We start from the raw sequence: 21550 nt of genomic DNA, 5'->3' as shown, positions 1-21550 counted from the left end.
AAGAGTCTCAATTGAGACTCTTTTCTTTTGTCATATATTTCTCTGTTACTTCTTTTGTACGAAGATCTTCATACCTCATTCTTATTCCTAATTTATCATGTATTATTTGGGTAATACTGGTAGTTTTAACCAGTTCCTTTCTATTCATGACCAATCCATTAAACAAATCGTTACAACCAGCATTTTTGTGAAAATCAAGCACTTTAGAGTATGATATATCATCCATCATTTTCCAATCTACAAACCAAGCCTTTCTCATTTTTTTTGCTGTTTCATCATACAAAGTTGATGATGACCAAATTTCAGCTCTTTTCGGATCAAGTTTCTTATAATGAACCGAGCTACCATCCCACCTCACTTCCTCCATTAAAATTTCCGAATTATATCTTACTACAACCATTGTAAATGGTTCTATTCCCACAAAATCAAAATTCAATACAAACTCAATTGTATTTTTGAATTTTTCATACTCTAAAACAACAAGTCCTCTACTCTTTTTATAAGGTGGTTCATGTTTATGCTTTACGAAAGCCCCATTTAATAAACAAACACTGAAATATTTATTACACAACATCCAAGTTCCATTTCCTTCTGGATCTTTTGGATACAAGCTTTCAATATTATTATTGATATACTTATCTGGAGGCAAAGCTATTCTATTAGGATCTTCATCTCTATTTGTGGTAAAAATGAAATTCTTATTATCTATAGGTATATATGTTAATGTGCACATAAATCGTCTCTATACCTTATTGTTGAGTAAGCTATCCCAAAATTTTTATGCAATTCGATATCTGGAAACTCTTTTTCAATCGCAATACGAATAATTGCCATATGATGAATTGCATGTTCAATATTGTATACCAATTCTCGTTCTAAACTTGACGGAATTGAAATACTATTTTTCCCTTCACTATCATAACTAACAATCAACATTAATTTTTTATCAGTTTGTGCATTTTCAACCCAATTAAGGGCTTTGCTTAACCTTTGAGAAGCCAACACTAAACTGGTTTCGGTTTCGATGCAATGCACTCTATCATCATAGCTTATTGGTTTATTCTCTTCATAAGCTTCAATTAAAATGTCATAAAATTCAATAATATGACGCATATGCTTGCCTATGGTATTTTGAGACAATAGGTTTAAAGCTTCACAATATTGCAAAGGAGTTATATTTTCACACAAATGGATAAGTTGACTTAAGATTTCTCTATTAGCTATAAAAATATGATTCTGCATAGATATGGTACAAATGGTTATAAGTACAAGATATCAAATTGTCAATATATATCATAGCCTTAAGTAATTTTAACCAATACCTATATGATTTTATTCAAATCAACTTTTAATAAAAACAGAAATTACTACCTTGAAAAATCATTTTAATATTTACACAGAAAAACTATGAGTAGAAAAATAAAAATCCCGTTCATCATTTCTAAGTGGTTTCATTTCGAGTTTTGGCCATTTTGGTTTTTCTACATCCCAATGTTTTTTTACGGATTTTACCTTGCTATTAAAGCTAAATCATTTGCTTATTTCACCCCAGCCAATCCTGCAATGAAATTTGGAGGTGCATTTGGAATGGATAAAATGAGTATCCTCAGTAATCTCGACAAACAATACATTCCCAAAGGATTTGTAGCACATTCCAAAATTGAACCATCCGAGATGAAACAACTTATGATGGATCATGAAATAGACTTTCCTATTGTATGCAAACCAAATGTTGGAGAAAGAGGTGTTGGGGTCGAAAAAATTGATTCCGAATCTGATCTTCTTCCTTTTTTAAAAGATATGCATAAAGACATTCTTTTTCAGGAATTTATCGATTACCCCATTGAATTAGGCGTATTCTATCATCGTTTCCCTATTTCAAAAAAAGATGGAATCACTTCCATTGTAAGAAAGGAATTTCTAACGATCACAGGTAATGGAAAATTAAAATTTTCGGAATTGGTAAAGGCAAATATCAGGGCTTCGAGCAGAATATCCTATCTAAAAAGAAAATACAATTCTAAATGGAATCAAATAGTTCCTGCTGGCATTATTTACAAATTAGAACCCATTGGAAATCATAATCGAGGAACCAAATTTCTAGATGGAAACAACTTAATAAACGATCAGCTAATTTCTGTTTTTAGGAAGATTTCAAAACCGCTGGATGGATATTACTATGGTCGATTTGATATGAAGGTAAACAGCATTGAAGACTTGTACAAAGGAACAAATATCAAAATTATAGAATTAAATGGTACCAATTCTGAACCAGCACATATCTATGATCCTGACTTTCCTTTATTAAAAGCATATAAAGTGATAATACAACATATGAGATTGGTTTATGAAATTAGTATGGAAAACAGAAAACTTGGTTTCGAACCTGATTCTTTTAAAGAAATTATGAGTGCTTTATACAAGCGAACTTTTACCAAGAAAGCATAAAAAAGAGAGGATTTCATTGATAAATCCTCTCTTTTTTATAATAAAGTTCTGTTAAAATGTGAATGCAATATCAATTTCTAACTGATTCATATCCAACTTGATAGTTTGATTGTGACCGGTTGGCATACCTGTATTTGCATCAAACTCATAATCCATTGGATTATATCCTTTAACTGATGCTGGTAATGCATAACAGAATGCTACATGTACTGCTTTTCCAGAATCTCCAATATTCTTACTAAATCCAAACGAAACATGATCTTCAATCACACCAGGAGCAAGAATATTAAACAATACTTCTGAGCTTTGAATTGGTTGTTCGGCATGAGAATATCCTGCGCGTAATGTCCAGTCTTTAATACCTGAATATTCCATACCAAATTTCAAAATGTTGATATCTTCCCAACCAAAACCAGCTCCATTATCCGCTCCAAGTGGTACATGATTTGGATTTGGAGTATAATCTGCTGGATTATTTGGATTTCCACCTGGATTCAGAAATGCAGGAGCAATGCCATTGGATCCATCGGATTTGAAACAGAAGCAACGTCAGTATAATTAATTCTCTTGAAATCTGCCATTACAGCCCAGTCTTCATTAATTTCATAAGCCAAACCAATGGTCCAAGTTGAAGGAATATTGAAGTCACCTTGCTCAGCAAATAATCCTGCATAATCATCAAATTCGCTCATATATAACATTGTCTGATAACTAGCTCCAAGAGTTAGACCTTTGGCCAATTTACCCATATAACCAAGTTTGAATCCAAAACCAGTAGCTTTATCCATACCATTATCAGTTAACTTATCAGGAGCACTTGAAAATGGTGCAAAAGCTCCCAAACCTTTAGCTTCAAACATTTGGTATGCAATTAAACCTGTTATACCAAGGCTATGGTTTTTAGCAATATTTCTTGAATAAGATACTCCAAGAAACATCTGCATTAGATTTACTCCAGTATCCCCATTACTACCAAAAGTTCCCATCTTACTTCCATCTGGGAAAGTTGTAGGTGGATAATCCGTGTTCATTCCACCATTTCCAAATAAAGCGATAGAGAAACTACTTTTATCATTTAGCATCCAGTTTGCACCTATTGAAGGAATAACAAACATCTTGCTATCACTTTTAACAGTTCCCGGAAGTAAACCAAAAGTGCCAGGCATCATAGAAGGATTACCCGAAACCGTATATTCTCTATTTGGATTAAACAATCCAACACTAAAAGAATATTGCTTTCCTAAAGAAACCAAACCTGCTGGGTTTCCATTGATTAAAGAGTTTTTATACCATGCGATACCAACGCCACCCATACCTTTACTTTGAGTACCGTACCCACAGCTAAAATAACCGTCGGTTGCCATCACCTGGTTAGATGCCAACATTCCTGCAAATACGATGAATGCCGCAAAAATAATTTTAAAAGTTTTTTTCATCTTCTGTAATGAATTAGTTTGATAATTAGGATTTGAAAACAAAATACCAACTCTTTCCACATCTATATATGTTGTATATCATATATCTATATATCAAACCTACCATATTTTTAACTATCTAGATTTCAATAGTTTAATTTTAATAATTTTTAAAGATTTCCTTAATTTTTATTCAATGTAAATAAGCAGATTATCAATTACTTACATAATCACTAAATCAGATAGAGATTTCTCATCGATACATCCGACTTTTATCTATTCATTTCACAACGGTCATAAAAAAACCTTTTCGAAATTCATCGAAAAGGCTTCTATTTTTATTAATCCTTATACTAACAACCTCCTGCAGCACGCTTTTTCTTCTTGCGTTTTTTAATGGTAGGTTTTGGATTTTTCTCAGTATTAGTATTTGTCACCATAGCATTACCACCCCCTAAGGCAGCACTTGCTCCTTTTCTAAAATCATATTTTGCAATTTCATCATCTGCCATAACCGATTTTGGTGCCTCTGGATTTAAAATGGTTTCTGCCCAATAGTTCAAACCTCCTTGCATTACAAAATTGTTTTCGTATCCTAGTTGTCTTGCCAACATCCAAGCTTCATTTGCCTTAAGATTTCCATTTGAATAGAAAACATTCATCTTTACTCCTTGATTGATATATCCTTCATATTCATTAGAAAGAATCTGGGTTAAAGGGATATTAATGGCTCCGGGTAAGCTATATTTTTCAAATTCAGCCTGGCTGCGAACATCAATTAGCTGAAGACTTGGATCTTTTTGAACCAACATATCGGCAATCTCATCAGTACTAACAAATTGAGTTCCATCTTTCACCTCACCTAGTAAGTCTTCTGCTGTTAATTTAAATTGTTTAGTTGTATTTTCGGGTATCGCTGCAATAATTATCCCTAAAGGAATAAATACAGAAGCTAATATTAATCTCATTTTCATTTCAGTGATTTTTAAAAGTTTACATCTAGTACTCTTCGCGTGGGAACTTCTTTTCTGCCCATTCACCAACCCAAAACATGGCAAATGCCATAAGAATAAGACCAAGTGCAAATACACCTCTCGGAATATCCAACAATTCATTCATTGTAGGCGTTCCTAGATAATTCGCTTTATACATCTCTTCGAACAAAGGATAACCTTCAGTAAAGAAAACAATACCTAAAATTAATCCTCCAATAAATGCAAGGGCATCAAGCTTACCAATAGAAAATGCACAGAATGCAGTTCCCGGGCAAAATCCTCCCATAATGAATCCAATCCCCATTACAACTCCACCAATCAAAGCGGAAGTTACATAAGTTGGGTTGATGTAGACAAAATCCAAATCGATCCAACCAAAAAGACTAAAGAATAACATTCCTACCATTGCAGTAATGGCAGCTGTAAAAAACACTTTTAAAACAGTTGTGTCGTATCCATAGAACATTCCAGCCAATTTTCTACTTGACGAAAATCCACTTCCTTCCAACACAAATCCAAATCCGATTCCAATTAAAAACGCAATGAACAAATTGGTATCCGGTGAAATTATCTCATTAACAATTAATGGTGCCATAATCTATTTGTTTATTCATTTATAATTAAATCCAATTTTTTCTAAAGAAGTAAGCCAACATAAAAGCTGTACCAAATATTGCAGCCATTGTTAAAAAGCCTCCAACTGAAAGTACTGCCATTCCGCTTAAAGCAGATCCACTGGTACAGCCACGTCCCAACTGGGAACCAAAACCAAAGAACATACCTCCTAAAATGGCAAAAATTATTCTTCGTTTAGATGAAATTTTTGGAGAGTGTTCTACTTTAAACTTCAAACGTTTAGCAAATGCTCCAGATAAAAATCCCCCAACAAGAACACCCATCATTTGAAATACCAACCATGATTTCATTGGATTTTCATGGTTCTCATTATAGTTTTTATAGAAAGCTGAATTTTCAGCATGACTCGGAGCAACAGTATTTACTGTAGATACCACGACACTTTTAATAGCTCCACTTGCTCCTAATCCACGACCAGAAACAAAATTTGCTGCCAAAAGCACAAGTCCCAACAATACTCCACCGATGTACGGATTAAAGTATTTCGTTTTTTTCACTTCGCTCATTTTATAGTGTTTTAAGTTTTTTCAAAATTTAGCTTAGTAAAGCCATCTACTAGCCTGGCCTGCATTGGCTATAAGAAATCGAAGCATCACACTTCCAAAAAGTACTAGAACTACCGGAATTGCAACAGGTATCTTAAATCCTTTCAATTCCATTCCTTCAAGAATAGCAGGAACAATCATCCCCAGAAATACAACGAAAATCCAGAATGGTGCAGTATATTCTCCACCTAAAAATAGATTTGCAGCATCTATCTGAACTTGAGTACTTGCCAAAAATCCCATAAACATATGGATAATAAGGAAAAGTTCAATTCCTATAATCATGAGATCCAGTTGCGCAAACCTCTTTCGTTCTGAATGGTTCTTTGACATCCAAATAACAACTGCGGCTCCAGCCGACAATCCAGATGCCAGGAACAATGGACCAAGAATAGACGTATTCCAAAGTGGACGAGCATTAAATGCCGAGAATAGAATCCCAGTATAAATCCCTAGTATAGCTGATGAAATCAGCATGATCCATGCTAGTGTTCTTTTTTGTTTGTGGAAAAATTCCATCAACTCCTCAATCACATCAAATTTCCAGTTCCATTTAGGAAATAAGTCTTTGATATGCATTGCAGTCCAAATGATCGAAATCGGCGTTACAACCATGAGGGTCCAAGCTCCCCAAGACATAGGTGACTCCAGTCGAATGGTTGTATATAACCTCCAGAAATACAATTTGTGATGCAAATCTAAAAACAAAGCAATCAATCCTAGTACCAATGCTATTGGAGCCAGCATGGGAGCAATTCGAACTGCTGTTTTGTATTCATTTTCTTTATTTCGAATCGTATAAAGAGCAGCAAAAAACATCAATCCTGCAGCCAAACCTCCCAAAAACAGGTAAGTTGGAATCTCCCAATGCCAAACATGTAATTGAGGATCGATTAATGGGTTATTTCTGCCGCTTACAATTATTTCTTCTCTCATTTTATCACGGTTTTAGATTAGGAAATACAAGTGAGGTTTCGTTCCTGCCTCGGGTATTAAGGTTTTATATTTTCTTTTTTTCAGAACTTGTGAAACTTCACTTCTTGGATCATCCAGATCACCAAAATACATACACTTTGTTGGACATACTGCCACACAAGCTGGTTGCATACCGTTCTTCACCCTGTGTAAACAGAAGGTACATTTATCAACATATCCTTCTGGATGAACAAAACGTGCATCATAAGGACATGACGTAATACAAGCACTACATCCAATACATTCATTTTTAGTGACTAAAACAGCACCTCCTTCTGAGTAATGGCTTGCTCCTGTTGGGCAACAACGAACGCAAGGCGAATTCTCACAGTGATTACATCGCTCTGAACGCAGTTCCATTTCCAATTGAGGATAAGTACCATCCATTACTTCAACAACCCAATCGCGGCAATACCCGATTGGCACATCGTTTTCGGTTTGGCAAGCTACTACACAGTCGCTGCAACCTACACACTTTTTAGTATCAATAGCCATTGCATATCTCATAGCTTACACCTCCGATTTTTTTATATCCGTTCTAAATGTTACAAAGTTTCCTCTCATTCCGGTACCTCCCATTATAGGATCAGTCATCACATTGGTAATCATTTGAGTATCGCTAACTCCTTTACCAAAGCATCGCTTCATTCTCTTATCAGCATGACCAAAACCATGTACCATATATATTGAATCGAATCGAATTCTTTCGGTTACTCTTACTTTTATTGGGAATTCAGAAATAACTCCGTCCTGATTTTCCAGGTGAACATACTGTCCGTTACTTAAATCCCATTCTTTGGCAACCTTAGGATTAACCCAACAACTATTCTCATCCATTAAATCGGTTAAGTTCGGATTATTGGCGGTACGACTAAAAGTATGCATTGGAGCTCTTCCATAAATCAACCTATAAAAACCTTCAGCTGGTTCTGGATGCGGTGTATATACTGGCATCGGATCAAAGCCTTCCTCCTCCAGTGCAGTTGAGTACAATTCAATTTTTCCTGTATTTGTATTGAATTCAACATTTTCACCATCAGCAAAATACAAATCATCGAATTCTCGTTCCAAACGCTTTACACCAATTCTCTGCATCTCTTCCAGTGAAGTACCAACCTGCTTCAATTCCCAATCTAATTCCTCTTCAATGGTTTCAAATGGGAAATAATCTTGAAGGTCTAATTTCTTGGCCAATTCTTTAGCCATCCAGTAAGCTGGTTTTGTATTATACAGTGGATCAACTGCTGGCATTCTCAAGGCAATACTTGGCACTCTTCCTTGCGATATTCTTAATGCATCATATCTTTCCAGGTAAGTACATTCTGGCAATACAACATCTGCATAGCCCGTAATTTCCATTGGCATAGTATCAACCACAACTATTAAATCCAATGCTTGAATTGCCTTTATCGTTTTCTGCTGATCTGGAAGTGTATTAATAAGATTTGTCCCATTAACGATCCAAGCTTTAACAGCATAATCCATATCAGGACTTGGAATAGATGCATCACAAACACCAGATGCTAATGCCAGATCAGCTAAGTTGTATTTCCCACCCATCGCATCACGCCAATTTTTCTTTGGCTTAGGAAATGCGGGAAGTTTATGATGTGTCACTTCTGCCTTTTCAGGATTGTAGAATCCACCTCTTCTTCCCCAACTACCTAATAAAGCGTTCAAAATAGCAACAGCTCTTAAACGCTGGGTATCATCTCCATACCAAGTAACATGACGACCTGGATGAACAATTACTGCAGGAGCAGCATTGGCCATTTCTCTGGCTGTTTCCCTGATCTGTTGTGGCTTAATCGTTGTTACACCATAAGCCCACTCAGGTGTATATCTTTGAACATGATCTTTTAACTGCTCGAATCCAAATGTGTATTTTTTAACGTATTCTTTATCGTACAACTCTTCGTTGATAAGAACATTCATCCACGCAAGCAAAAGTGCATTGTCGGTAGCTGGTTTAATTGGCAACCAATGTTTTGATTTGCCTGCAACAGTTGAAAATCGAGGATCAACAGTAATAATAGTTGCGCCTTTATCTATTGCATCAGACATTTCCTGTACTTGTCCATTGTGCATGTTTTCACCAAGGTGCGATCCAATTAATACCAGACATTTGGTGTCTCTAATATCTGTGTTCTCTGGGGAATTGATTCCTTGTCCAAAAGTGGAAATAAAAGCAACTTCTCTTGGACCGCGACATTGAGCATAAGAAGGGGCAGCAATATTATTTGAGCCAAAAGCTTTCAATAATGTACCAAAATACTTACCTCCAGATCCATGAGTAAACAAGGCCGTACTTTCAGGTCCGTACTCTTTTTTAATCTGCTTCATTTTTGAGGCAATGTATTCGAAAGCCTCATCCCAACTGGCCTCACGATAAGTTTGCTTACCTCTTTCTTCGGTTCGAATCAAAGGAGTTTTTAGGCGGTCCTCATCGTAATACATTCCGACTCCACCAGTTCCCCGTGGACAAAATCTACCATTACAATTAGGATCGAGGTCATTTCCTACGATCTTTTTAATTCTTCCATTGTCATCCTTATAAACCCATCCTGCACATTTCCAGAAACACACCTCACAGTAGGTAGGGGTTCTCTTGAAATCAAATGGTCCTTTAAAATAGGATTTATTCTCCTTTACCAGGTTATTTGCAAAGCTCTCAAGCAAGCCTCCTCCAAATATTAACCCAGCGGCACTAAGGGAACTAATTTTAATGAATTGTCTTCTGCTCTTCATTTTGTGAAATCTTTTTTTTCGAAACACATATACACATCTAGAAAACTATATCTATGCATGTAAACATATATTAAATGAAGATCACGATACATGCTCTACAACATATTTTTTGGATTTGTAATTAATCTAAACAAGTTAATCTGTCCAAATCCTCTGATTTAAACACATATGCAACTATTTAGATTTCTACTAAATTACATTTGAATCTATTTTTCTTTAATAACAGACAAAAACATCCTTTATTATCAGGTAGTTTGAATAGATAATCACAAGATATACGATTAGATAATGGCGAACAAATTCTTTATTCTTTATAAAGTGTAATTACAGCTGATTCAATTCACCTGGTGAATTTACATTTGAAAGCATATCGGCTGAATAATAATTCAATCCCTTTGAGATGAGGAAACCCTTGCTACAAAACAATTGTAACAATTTCATCATTTTATATTTTCCATTGCGCAATTCCTCTCCAATGATATCCCGACAAGAAGATTTGTAAATGGCAACCAATGGCTGTTTCTTTCCACTTTCATCAACAGCATAAATCATATCCGCATCAGCAATATTTTGGAGTAAATCAACAAATAATTGGGAAGGAACCTTAGGTACATCGCATGATATTACCATATAATAATCAGCACTTATGGCCTTCATAACGGAATAGATACCACCAATAGGACCACAGTCTTTTATCTCATCTTCAATCACCTGAAGTCCATATTCGTTGTAGCAATCTTTATTGGAACTGATTACAACCTGATCACAAATTTCTTGTAAACAATGAATTGAGTACTCAATTAAAGGTTTATCATTCCATTTTACCAATCCTTTCTCTGTTCCCATCCTGGAGCTTTTCCCCCCGGAAAGTACTATTCCAGCAATATTCTTGTTTTGAATCATATTCAAATATAAGTAAGAATCATTAACTCAAATACTCTACTTTAAGATCTTTTAACTTTGATATCATATATTCAAACGCTATCTTTAGAATGATTATAAATAACTAAACCGGATAGTATGAAAAAGTTAATATTGATAGCTGCTCTTTTCATTTCCGGAGTAATATTCGGTAAAACAAGTATGAATACGGAAAATCAATCAAAAAAAATGGAAATTGCAAGCTTTGGTGCGGGATGTTTCTGGTGTGTAGAAGCAATATTTCAAGAACTTAATGGCGTTGAAAAAGTGGAATCGGGATATATGGGTGGAGAAACAAAAAACCCTACTTATAAAGAGGTTTGTAGCGGAGAAACTGGACATGCCGAAATTTGCCAAATCACCTATGATGCCAATTTAATTAGCTTTGAAGAACTTCTTGAAGTATTTTGGCAAACACATAATCCAACAACATTAAACAGGCAAGGAGCGGATGTTGGAACCCAATACAGATCGGCAGTGTTTTATCATTCTGAAGAACAAAAACGACTTGCTCTTGAGTATAAAGAAAAGCTAAATAAGTCAGGAGCCTGGGATGATCCTATCGTTACAGAAATCACTCCTGCTTCAAAATTTTATATTGCAGAAAACTATCATCAGGATTATTTCAACAATAATTCCAACCAGCCGTACTGCAGCTTTGTGATCAAACCAAAGATGGAAAAGTTTAAAAAAGTATTTAAAGACAAACTAAAATAATACAATGGGGCTGTTTCAAATAGATGATTCAGCCCTTTTTTATTATTATAATTACTCGATACTTCTTATAAATATTCAATTCTCAGGAGTTAATCTGACTTATGATATAGTATCATTTTTTTATTCCCAAGGCCTGCAAACGTGTGCGAAACCTAAAAATTAATCATCAATCAAATCCTACAATTCCTTAATACATTAAGCAATAGCACTTTTAGTTTTTGTTTCTATTTTTAGAATAGACAACTAAAATAACCTCTATGAAAAAATTTTTACCCCTATTGTTAATTTTGATAATTAACATTCCTTCGGGATTTTGCTCTGATAATTCTGTTCAAACCCAACAATTCCCAAATTATGGCATTTTGCATTATTTTGTTCCTTCGCCGAGTGTAAAGAATACAAACGCCTTTTTGTATGACAATGATTATTTCCTACCTGGAAAAATAGTAACTCACAATAAAAATATCATCTCCCTAAACGGCATGAGATATAATATTGCTGAAGATGCAATTGAATGTCAAATCAATAAGCAATACTGTAGAATTTCATCTCCAAATAAAATTAGCGAAGTAGAAATTAACGGTACTCAATACGTTTACAAGAAATATCTACAACATGGTGATTCCATTCAAGGGTATCTTCAAAAAATTTACACAGGTCAACAGAACCTATATGTGAGACATTTTATACAGAAATCTAAAAGTTCGGATGCGAAATGTGATATAAGAAGTATGTTCTTTATAGAAAAAGATGGTGGATTACCTCAAAAAGTGCACTCTTTAAGGTTAGAACTACTAAAAATTTATAAGAATCAAACAAGCTCAGCAAATTTGTTTATGAAGAGTAACAATTATAATTGGAATGATTCAAAGGCACTGATTCTACTGGTAAATTATTTGGAAGAACTTGCTGCCAACAACGTAGCTTCCCGCTGAATTTTATTGGTTGATGTTCTTTGAAATTCAGAGACATAAAATATATCACGAGCCTGTTCGAATTTATCGAGCAGGCTTTTGATTTTATTTTCCAATTCCTTTTTCTGATTTTCCTCACCATCCTTCCATTCAATCAGAAGAACCACTTTTTGTCCCAAATGCTCATCCGTTAGTCCAGCAATAAAAAAAGGCTGATTGATTATTGTTTCAAGCTTCTTTTCGATTTGCTCAGAAAACAATTTTATACCGCCAGAATTAATCACATTATCGAATCTTCCTTTCCACTCGAACTTGGATTTATCAATCAATTCAACAATATCATTGGTAAGCAAAGGTTCATCTAAAATTACTGGCGCATTAATTTTTAAACAACTTCTTTCATCTATTGAGAAGGTCGCATTCCCCATCGCCTGGTAGGCTTGAGATCTATTTTTCCCATTTAATGCTCGAATGGCAACATGCGAAACTGTTTCAGTCATTCCATAGCCAATAAAACATTCGGTAGTTAAATCCTGTAAATCATTCTCCAGAACTTGATCTACTGCCCCACCGCCTATCAACAACTTCTTGATTTGTTGAATGCCCTTCTCTAATTTCAAACTGTTCTTTACCTGCAAAGGAATCATGGCTGCAAAATCAATATCAGAACTGATATTTTCTAGAGGATGTCCGTCAGGGGCAACCGGTAACAAGTTCAATTGCCACTCAAAAGCACGCACAATCATCATTTTGCCAGCAATAAAATTAGCAGACAAACAAAAGAGAGCATTCTTTCCTGCTTTAAAATTGAAAAACTCTCCCGTAAGTTTGGCCGAGTTTCTCATTTTTTGCTTTGATAAGTACATTGCCTTTGGCACACCTGTAGAGCCCGAAGTTTTGGCTTTTACCTGATCAGAATCATCCAACCACTCTAAAATAAACTTACAATAGTCTTTTTCCCATTCGTTATCCGAATTTGAAATAATATCCCTACAATAGCTTAAAAGCTCAATTTCTTTGTAGTTTTTACCGTTTATTGTAAGTTCTCTGTTCATTATATTTTATCCCAGCCTAAATTCGTATCGTATTTTAAAAACCCATTATCGATAATCAATGGAGAAGCAATGTTGTTGGTATAAAGTTGTCCCGTCCCCAAGCCCTGAGGCATAGGATTATTCAAAGTGTATGTCCATTGTGCGATTGCATTCAAACCAATATTCGATTCCAAAGCCGAGGTAATCCACCAAGGAATATTTCTATCATTGGCCAGATCAATCCACTCTTGAGATCCTTTAATCCCGCCAACCAAACTTGGCTTTAAAATGATGTACTGCGGAGCTATTTTATCCAACAACTCTGCCTTAGCAGGTGCATCGTAAACTCCAATTAATTCCTCATCCAAAGCAATTGGCAGAGGTGTATTGGCACACAGATTAGCCATTTCTTTTAACTGACCTTGCTTTATAGGTTGCTCAATAGAATGCAGATCAAATTGCGCCAAAGCCTTCAATTTTTCCAAGGCAGAATCGGGAGAAAAAGCACCATTAGCATCCACACGCAATTCAATTTTATCTTTATCGAAGTCTTTGCGGATAGATTCCAACAAGCTTAATTCTTCCATAAAATCAATGGCCCCAATTTTCATTTTGATACAATCAAATCCCATCTCTAATTTTTGTTCGATCTGTTCTTTCATAAAAACAGGATCGCCCATCCAAATCAATCCATTAATAGGAATTCTATCGGTACCATTGCTAAAATCAGAAGGAAACAGAATTTTGGAACCTTTTGCCTTAAAATCCAGGAATGCAGTTTCCAAACCAAAATAAATAGATGGCCATTCTCTCAAACCACCTTCCAAAAAGTACCAGTAATCGCCAATTTGGTCACAAAGCTCTTGCAGCTTCTCTTCATACCCTTCTCGATCATCCGGGCTTAAACCTTTAATGACAGAGCATTCTCCTATTCCAAGTATTTCAGGTTGTTGGTCGTCCCACAAACGAATAAACCAGGAATCTTTTTCAGTTAAAACCCCACGAGATGTTCCACTCGGACGTTTAAAATTTAGAGGGTAATGTACGTAATCTGCTTTAAGCATCTTTTTCAGTTATCAGTGAAATCAGTAAACAGTTATCAGTAAATAGTAATCAATTCCTTATTCATCTAGTGTAGATACAATAATATAAAATTACCATACCAATAAGATTATAACATTTTCAAGTTCAGTTTTTCCTTTTAAGGGAAAATGCCGACAGGCAAAAGGGTGAAGAACCAAAAACATAAAACACTAAAGTAATAAGCCGATTCCAAAACTCAAACTAAACAAGAGAGTTGACAAGGCCAGTTTTTTTAACTCAGGATCTAACTCTCTCGCTACCTTGTTTTTTATTACCACCGTTGTATGTTTAATCAACAAGGGTAAGCTAATCACAAATAGAAGCTGATAAAATGAATTCCAGTGGATAAAAATGTATGCACAAGCCGAAAGCACTGCAAAGCCAATCAAGAACAAATGGTACTTTTTAGCAGTTTTAGAACCAATTTTCACCACCAAAGTTCTTTTTCCAGTAAGAGAATCATTATCGATATCGCGCATGTTGTTCAAATTCAAAACCCCCACACTTAGCAATCCAACCGATGTTGCTGGCAAGAAAATGGTCCAGTTTAAATCGCCGGTATGCAAAAAATAGGTCCCCATAACTCCAGCCAAGCCAAAAAACAGGAATACAAACAAATCTCCAAAGCCACTATATCCGTATGGATTCTTTCCCACCGTATAATTTATGGCTGCTCCTATGGCCAGCAATCCAACTCCCAGCATGATTAATGCCTGAGTATAATTCAATAATTGCAATGCTTCCCACAACAACCAAAGTCCTGATGCCAGCGATAACAAAACAAATACAATCACCATTCTGGTCATCTCCTTTTTGGTAATCACACCACTTTGAACAGCTCTCTCCGGACCAACTCTATTCTCATTATCAGCACCCGAAATGGAATCTCCCAAATCATTAGCCAAGTTCGATAATATCTGTAAAAACAAGGTGGTTAAGGTCGCCAGCAAAAATATTTTAAGGCTAAATTTGTGATCGGATGCAGCCAGTAAACTGCCAAGAAAAATATTAGAAAGTGCTAAAGGCAAAGTCCTTAGTCTAAATGCATGAATCCATGCTTTTGTTTTACTCATCTTTATTTTAGAATTGATCAGGTTGTAAATTTAATAATTTTGCAAAGACAAGGCATTACTGTGCCCTTGAAGTATAAAAACAAAAAAGCGATGCAATGCACCGCTTCTTATAAGTACAGACGCAGCATGCTACGTCAATAAATAATTGATATGAAAGGTTATGCTTCTAATTCGGGAGTTATGGAGTTGGCAAATCTTTTCGATACTTCAATATATTTGGATTTAAAATCATCATGCTTGATGTATTCTTTAATCTGCTCTTGCCACCCATTAGCCTCTTCCGATAGCTCCATTATTCTTTTCTTGTTGGCAATATTCTCTTTGTTTTTCTTCTCTTCCTCAACAACATCAATGTACTGATCTACCCATTTTTCATATCGAGTAAGGAAAGCTTCTCGATCTTCAACATTCGAATATTTGTTCGGATTAACATCAGCCAATACCTCAGTATCAATCAAAGCTGCAGCTCCAACCGTTAATCCTAATTTCTGTAAAAAACCTCTTCTGTTTGTATTATTCTGATTGCTCATAAGTGTAATTTTAATTCCAAGTATATCTTGTTACTACTCTCTTAAAAAAGCCTCAAGTTACAAGATGCAAACCCTAAGAAAACAATAAAAGACTTTCGGGTCTTAAAACTACTATTTAAATTCAGTTTAAACAATAGGCAGACGCGGATTTCTATGATGAATGTGTGATACAGCTTGATTTTGTTAATTATTTTTTTGATTTTAGAGCTGCTATCCACCTCGTCTTAAAATCTCTCAAATTATAAGTATCCTCTTCTTACACCCTTTTGCCTGTCGGCATTTTCCCTATAAGGGAAAAAACGCTTAACGCAACGAGTCCACAATTTTCATACAATTCATCGTTCATAACTCATAATTTATAATTATTCACTATTTTCAAGTTCAAATCCGTTTACTGATCATTGTTCACTGATAACTAATTACTGTCATGACTCATATTCCCAACAGAGAAGAAGCACTGAAACTGCTTACCACATACACCAAAAACCCAAGTTTAATCATCCACGCTAAGGCAGTTGAGGCTTGTATGCGATACTACGCCCGCAAACATGGCGAGGATGAAGAAAAATGGGGAATTATTGGTCTGGTTCACGATATGGACTGGGAACAGTTCCCCGATCAGCATTGCCAAAAGACCCGCGAGATACTGGAAGCAGCCAATTGGCCCGAAGAATATATTCGTGCGGTGGAAAGCCATGCCTACCTGACTTGCACCGAGGTGGTTCCACAAACTCTCTTGGAGAAAACGTTATATGCCGTTGACGAGCTAACAGGCCTCATTAGAACCACTGCCCTGATTCGCCCTTCCAAATCGGTATTGGATGTGAAGGTGAAATCGGTAAAGCGCAACTGGAAGAACAAGCGCTTTGCTGCCGGAGTAGACCGCACGGTGATTGAACGTGGTGCCGAAATGCTGGGTATGGAAATTCCCGATTTGATTCACGATTGCATTGAGGCCATGAAAGAGGTAGCCGAGGAATTAGAATTAAAAGGCAATTTATAATCAGAGTTTTAAAATTACTTTTATCCTCAAGCCGGAAGGCTCATCCTTTTTCCATTGATGAAAAAGGATGTAAAAAATCTAGGGCGCGTAAGGTCAAACTACTTCTACTTGAAAACTTTAAGTGCGGCGGAGTGATCTTCGAACAAGTTCTCAGCTTCTCCGTCTTACTAAAGGTTTTCTTCGAATAAGCAGCCTGACCTTCCAATGCCCGAAGAATGCGCTCTAACCAATTAATAAGTTTTATACTCACCATATTCAGTTCCTCGTCACAGAAGGTAAATTAGCAATTAATCAGCTCACTTCACGGACCAACATCAGCACACAAGCGAAATAAATAATCCTTTTGAATAGGCTAAATACAATTTATCAATAGTTTTTGACTTTTGTCAACAATTTGACAGGAAATACTACTATTTTTGTACTGATTTTTACATCAAAAATCGAATAATTCTTAAATACAAATGAGACATATGAAACAAGCATGATTCTTTAATCTAGCGGCTTTCATATGTAAAAAGAAAATAAACACATATGAAAAGATTTGCACTTATTTTTGTAAGCATTGCTGCAACAGTACTATCCATGACTTCATGTTCGAGTGATGACGATGATGTTAATCCAAATTTTGATGAAAGCTTAATTATTGGAAAATGGAAAAGTGGTACACTGTATGAAAGATACGACCTTGATTATTCAGGAGCCACCTGGGATACTGCCGATGATGTAACAGAGGCGGAAGCACAGAATTTTACCTGGACAATTACCAAAGATCAGTTGGAACAAATTCACATCATCGAAAATGGTGGAAAGGTTCCAAAAGTATACACCATTACCAATCTAACGGCAACTACTTTGGAGTACGAAGATGCTTACGGAAAATCAAAATCATTCAGCAAAATATAATACAATGCGAGTATTGAAAAAAGTTGGACTGGCTTTTCTGGTTTTGCTTGTTGTATTGACAATAGCTACAGCTGCATCCCTGTGGTATCTTTTTACACCAGAAAAAATAACTCCATTAATTAATAAGCAGGCTAAAAATTATTTGACGTGTACTACTACTATCGAAAAAGTTGAGCCAACTTTTTTTAGTACCTATCCGTTTTTTGGACTCGAGCTTACGAATCTTTGTTTGAGTGAGAGTCCCAAGGATACCATCTTCTACTCCGCAAAATGCTTTGCCTCGGTAGATGTCATGTCCTACCTGTTTGATGACAAGATCATTCTGAACCCATTTCTTATGGCTGAAGGTAATGTGAATGTGAGAATTGATGCTCAGGGACGAATGAATTTGGATGTGTATAAAGGCAGCTCTGATTCTGAGGAAACGGATTCCGAGCCAATGTCTCTTGGCGATATAGATATCAGCAATGTGAAAGTGAAGAGTTTCAATGTTACCTTTATCGATGATTTGGCAAAGAGACAGGCTAAAGTTCAGAATTTAGATGCCAGCCTGACCTTGAAATACACCCAAAATAAACAGTTGGTCGATTTGGACATGCAAGCAAACAGCCTGCTTTTTGAAACAGCCGACTCAATGGCTCTTCATATGGATGCTCAAGGCTGTGATCTAAAAATCAAATCGAATGGTAAGGACAAAAACCTGTACCATTCCGATATCAAGCTTGCGTGCAAGGAAATTTCTCTTGCCATGGCCGGTGATGAACTTTTATCGCACATAAAAATAGACACCCACCTGCCTTTTGACTTGAACATCTCGAAAAATTCTTGCGATTTACAAAAGGCAAAACTCACCATTAAGGATGAGCAGGAAATCACTTGCAGCGGTATAATCAGCATGAAGAAAGATGAATCGCTGGCAACAGATCTGCAATATGCTACCAATGAATTAGATGTTGAAAAGGTGTTGGCCCTGGTTCCCAAAGCATATGCCGAACCCTTAAAAGACATCAAAGCAAAGGGGCTTGCTCAAATATCAGGATCGGTAAAAGGACAGCTATCCGACACCAGCATGCCACTGGTAAAAGCGAAGATAGACTACAGCAAAGGAGAGGTGAAATACACGGGTTATCCTACAGTGAAAGATCTTCAATGCTCATTGGTCACAAATGTGGATTTGAATGGAAAGCAGCCTTCCGATATCAACATCAGCAACAGCTATGCTCGTATTGCAAACAGCTCTGTTTCTGTGAAAGGAAATATTGCCAATTTACTCAAAAGTCCGGTGTATGATTTGTATACCAAAGGCAATTTTACTTTGGTAGATTTAAAACCCTTCATTCCAAAAGATCAGAATGTAGTTCTTCAGGGATCGCTGCAGGGAAATGCACATGCGCAATTTTCTCAGGCCGATGTGCTCAAAGAAAAATATCATCGCATTAAATTAAGTGGGGATTTTAAGGCTCAGGATTTTCATACCATCTATAATGATAGCATAAACCTGAATCTGGACACAGCTAATATTAAGCTAAAATTGCCAGGACACAACAAGGCCAACAAGGATCTTTTGTTTGCAAATATTGAACTTGATGCTGCAAATATGGATGTGCAGTTGTCACCTCTTATGAGTGCGGCGACTGAAGATTTGCAGCTTTCTGTGAAGGTTAACAATCCTGCCAAAGGCTTATCGGCACCAATCAGCTCATGTACCTTTGCATTTGCCAGCCTGCGTGCTAAAAGCGATACCTTATCGGTTTATGCCAGCAATGCCAAGGGAGAACTTGCCTATGTTCCAAGTCTTAAGGGGAAACAAGAGATTGCCCTTATCAATTCTACAATGAATAGTGAAAAGCTAGCTGTTTCGGGCAAGGATACCGTTCTTTTCGATACCAAAGCGCTATATGCCAAAACCAATCTGAAGTACGACGAATCGCAGGAAAATGTGATGCTAAAATGGAAGCCTGAAGTGGACATTCGTTTCTCTGACGCAATTTTCAATTTAAGTGAAAAGCTGAAGGGACAAATTCCGAGTATTTCATTTGCCCTTAACCAGGATCACATGAAGATTGAGAAGGCGAGTTTAATTTTAGGAGATTCCGACTTTAGCCTTAGTGGTGAACTTACCGATATCAACAAATATCTGAACGAAGAAGCTTTACTGAAAGGAAAATTTAACCTGACTTCGAAAAATACCAACGTTTACCAGCTGATGGATATTTTCAATGGCATGGGAAGCGAAGAAACTGCCTCTGATAATGAAGCTGTGAAATCGGAAGACGATCCTTTTATGGTACCCAAAGGCGTAGAAATTCGATTGAATACCAATATTGACAGGACCATAGTAAGCGACAATGTGATTGAAAATATCAAAGGAGGTTTAACCGTAAAGGATGGTACTTTGATTCTGGATCAGATGGGTTTTACCAGCAAGGCGGCCAATATGCAGCTAACGGCAATTTATCGTTCGGATAGAAGGAACCATCTGTTTACCGGTATCGATTTTCATCTTTTGGATATTGATATCGCCGAGCTGATTGATTTGATTCCTACGGTTGATACCATGATTCCGATGCTTAAATCCTTTAAAGGAAAAGGTGAATTTCACCTGGCGGGAGAAACCTATTTGAAAAGCGACTACTCTCTTAAAAATTCAACCATTAGAGGTGCAGCAGCATTTCAGGGTGAGGAACTAACATTAATGGATAGCGAAACCTTCGACATGATTGCCAGCAAACTAATGTTTAAGAAAAAAACAGAGAACGTGATCGATCGCTTAAGTGTAGAGATGACGCTTTACAAGGATGAAATAGACCTCTACCCTTTCTTGATTGAAATGGACAATTACAAGGCGGTGCTATCGGGACGTCACAACCTGGATAATCATTTTAATTATCACATTTCGGTAACCGATACTCCTCTGCCAGTTCGATTGGGATTGAATGTAAGTGGTACACTTGAGGATTTGGATTACAAGCTGGTACCATGTAAGTACAAACATCTTTACAATCCTGAAAAGCAGGGAAAATTAGAGCAACAAACCTTGCGTTTGAAAAATCTGATTTCTACCTCGCTTAAAGAAAATGTGAAGGCCTATAAATAGAAGGTATAGCTCATTCGACGAAATAATAGATCCTGGTAACTTCGGTTGCCGGGATTTTTTATGCACAAATTTATTTAACCACGAAGAACACAAAGGGGATTCACAAAGGACACAAAGGTTTTGATCTGGACAAGAATTGGAAATCTCTTGAGGGTCTCACTCCAAAGTGAGGCTCTCAATAAAATAGAATTACTATCGATATCTAACCACAAAGAGCACGAAGGTTTTTCACAAAGGACACAAAGGAATAGTTTTTATTCCGTGTTGGAAGTCATCCCGAGGAAGCGAGGGATCTAATCCTTTTTGTGATCAGTGCACAATGATCGGTATAAATTAAAATCAAATCTTGTTTTTCACCAAATCTGGATTTCTGAGAGCTTCAAAACCTGAAAATGGTAGTTCTCCCGATTTCTGAGCGAAATTTTCCTTGATTTTTTCGAAATCTGAGTTTCTGAGTCGATTTACAAGGCATTTTTGAAAAATCTGAGTTTCTCAAAGCAAATTTTATTGCAA

21 protein-coding genes are annotated in these 21550 nt (G+C 36.3%); 6 read left to right on the top strand and 15 right to left on the bottom strand.

The genetic code is table 11. From position 1 onward, the window contains the following. Positions 1 to 7: 7 nt before the first annotated feature. Together JCM15579_RS06265 and JCM15579_RS06260 are read right to left on the bottom strand one after the other, a co-directional pair. Positions 8 to 733, bottom strand: coding sequence for an NRDE family protein (locus tag JCM15579_RS06265; protein WP_054717342.1), 726 nt, complete (start codon positions 731 to 733; stop codon positions 8 to 10). Next, positions 721 to 1242, bottom strand: a complete 522-nt coding sequence (locus tag JCM15579_RS06260) for a DinB family protein (RefSeq protein ID WP_157471359.1) — start codon at positions 1240 to 1242, stop codon at positions 721 to 723. The genes JCM15579_RS06265 and JCM15579_RS06260 overlap by 13 nt, the downstream gene beginning before the upstream one ends. A gap of 165 nt (positions 1243 to 1407) precedes the next feature. Here JCM15579_RS06260 and JCM15579_RS06255 point away from each other — a divergent pair, with 165 nt between their 5' ends. Continuing rightward, entirely contained in the window at positions 1408 to 2448 is a 1041-nt protein-coding gene (locus JCM15579_RS06255) for a hypothetical protein (protein WP_054717336.1), read from the top strand. Between the two features lie 51 nt (positions 2449 to 2499). Here the strand turns inward: JCM15579_RS06255 and JCM15579_RS06250 are convergent, their stop codons facing one another. From JCM15579_RS06250 to JCM15579_RS06210, 9 genes are all read right to left on the bottom strand, one after another. Next, positions 2500 to 2823, bottom strand: coding sequence for a hypothetical protein (locus JCM15579_RS06250; protein WP_054717333.1), 324 nt, complete (start codon positions 2821 to 2823; stop codon positions 2500 to 2502). 119 nt (positions 2824 to 2942) lie between these two features. Further along, a complete protein-coding gene (locus JCM15579_RS06245) occupies positions 2943 to 3884 on the bottom strand; it encodes an OmpP1/FadL family transporter (protein ID WP_054717330.1) in 942 nt (313 codons plus the stop codon). A 332-nt stretch (positions 3885 to 4216) separates the two neighbouring features. Then, positions 4217 to 4831 (bottom strand): rhodanese-like domain-containing protein, encoded by a 615-nt coding sequence (locus tag JCM15579_RS06240; RefSeq protein WP_172677376.1) that lies wholly within the window; start codon positions 4829 to 4831, stop codon positions 4217 to 4219. Positions 4832 to 4862: 31 nt separating this feature from the next. After that, complete coding sequence (locus JCM15579_RS06235) at positions 4863 to 5453, bottom strand: YeeE/YedE thiosulfate transporter family protein (protein ID WP_054717323.1); 591 nt, start codon at positions 5451 to 5453, stop codon at positions 4863 to 4865. 25 nt (positions 5454 to 5478) lie between these two features. Continuing rightward, a complete protein-coding gene (locus JCM15579_RS06230; protein WP_054717319.1) occupies positions 5479 to 6000 on the bottom strand; it encodes a YeeE/YedE thiosulfate transporter family protein in 522 nt (173 codons plus the stop codon). 33 nt (positions 6001 to 6033) lie between these two features. After that, a complete protein-coding gene (nrfD, locus tag JCM15579_RS06225; protein ID WP_054717316.1) occupies positions 6034 to 6975 on the bottom strand; it encodes an NrfD/PsrC family molybdoenzyme membrane anchor subunit in 942 nt (313 codons plus the stop codon). Between the two features lie 12 nt (positions 6976 to 6987). Further along, positions 6988 to 7521 carry a 4Fe-4S dicluster domain-containing protein gene (locus JCM15579_RS06220; protein ID WP_054717313.1) on the bottom strand — a complete coding sequence of 178 codons (534 nt, stop codon included), beginning with the start codon at positions 7519 to 7521 and terminating at the stop codon, positions 6988 to 6990. A gap of 3 nt (positions 7522 to 7524) precedes the next feature. Next, entirely contained in the window at positions 7525 to 9762 is a 2238-nt protein-coding gene (locus tag JCM15579_RS06215; RefSeq protein WP_054717298.1) for a molybdopterin-containing oxidoreductase family protein, read from the bottom strand. Positions 9763 to 10086: 324 nt separating this feature from the next. Further along, positions 10087 to 10665, bottom strand: a complete 579-nt coding sequence (locus JCM15579_RS06210; RefSeq protein WP_054717295.1) for a molybdenum cofactor guanylyltransferase — start codon at positions 10663 to 10665, stop codon at positions 10087 to 10089. 117 nt (positions 10666 to 10782) lie between these two features. Between JCM15579_RS06210 and msrA the strand changes: the two genes are divergently transcribed. Both msrA and JCM15579_RS06200 read left to right on the top strand, forming a co-directional pair. After that, entirely contained in the window at positions 10783 to 11400 is a 618-nt protein-coding gene (gene msrA / locus JCM15579_RS06205; protein WP_218186078.1) for a peptide-methionine (S)-S-oxide reductase MsrA, read from the top strand. Between the two features lie 257 nt (positions 11401 to 11657). After that, positions 11658 to 12335, top strand: a complete 678-nt coding sequence (locus tag JCM15579_RS06200; RefSeq protein WP_054717292.1) for a hypothetical protein — start codon at positions 11658 to 11660, stop codon at positions 12333 to 12335. Here JCM15579_RS06200 and JCM15579_RS06195 read toward each other — a convergent pair. From JCM15579_RS06195 to JCM15579_RS06180, 4 genes are all read right to left on the bottom strand, one after another. Next, positions 12293 to 13369, bottom strand: coding sequence for an AMP-binding protein (locus JCM15579_RS06195; protein ID WP_054717287.1), 1077 nt, complete (start codon positions 13367 to 13369; stop codon positions 12293 to 12295). The genes JCM15579_RS06200 and JCM15579_RS06195 overlap by 43 nt on opposite strands. Continuing rightward, positions 13369 to 14412, bottom strand: a complete 1044-nt coding sequence (locus tag JCM15579_RS06190; protein WP_054717285.1) for an o-succinylbenzoate synthase — start codon at positions 14410 to 14412, stop codon at positions 13369 to 13371. The genes JCM15579_RS06195 and JCM15579_RS06190 overlap by 1 nt, the downstream gene beginning before the upstream one ends. A gap of 189 nt (positions 14413 to 14601) precedes the next feature. Continuing rightward, positions 14602 to 15504: a 1,4-dihydroxy-2-naphthoate polyprenyltransferase gene (locus JCM15579_RS06185; protein ID WP_054717282.1), complete on the bottom strand. Its 903-nt coding sequence runs from the start codon at positions 15502 to 15504 to the stop codon at positions 14602 to 14604. A gap of 158 nt (positions 15505 to 15662) precedes the next feature. Continuing rightward, entirely contained in the window at positions 15663 to 16034 is a 372-nt protein-coding gene (locus tag JCM15579_RS06180; RefSeq protein WP_054717278.1) for a twin-arginine translocation signal domain-containing protein, read from the bottom strand. 427 nt (positions 16035 to 16461) lie between these two features. Here JCM15579_RS06180 and JCM15579_RS06175 point away from each other — a divergent pair, with 427 nt between their 5' ends. The 3 genes from JCM15579_RS06175 (at position 16462) to JCM15579_RS06165 (ending at position 21037) form a co-directional block, all read left to right on the top strand. After that, positions 16462 to 17037 carry an HD domain-containing protein gene (locus tag JCM15579_RS06175; protein WP_054717275.1) on the top strand — a complete coding sequence of 192 codons (576 nt, stop codon included), beginning with the start codon at positions 16462 to 16464 and terminating at the stop codon, positions 17035 to 17037. A gap of 531 nt (positions 17038 to 17568) precedes the next feature. Next, positions 17569 to 17940 carry a lipocalin family protein gene (locus JCM15579_RS06170; protein WP_054717273.1) on the top strand — a complete coding sequence of 124 codons (372 nt, stop codon included), beginning with the start codon at positions 17569 to 17571 and terminating at the stop codon, positions 17938 to 17940. Between the two features lie 4 nt (positions 17941 to 17944). Further along, a complete protein-coding gene (locus JCM15579_RS06165) occupies positions 17945 to 21037 on the top strand; it encodes an AsmA-like C-terminal region-containing protein (protein ID WP_172677375.1) in 3093 nt (1030 codons plus the stop codon). The last annotated feature ends 513 nt before the right edge of the window (positions 21038 to 21550 follow it).

It is taken from the genome of Marinifilum fragile JCM 15579, from assembly GCF_001310955.1.
Classification (GTDB): Bacteria; Bacteroidota; Bacteroidia; order Bacteroidales; family Marinifilaceae; genus Marinifilum; species Marinifilum fragile.
Note: the sequence above shows the minus strand (reverse complement) of the source record. Positions and strands in the feature narration are given on the sequence as shown.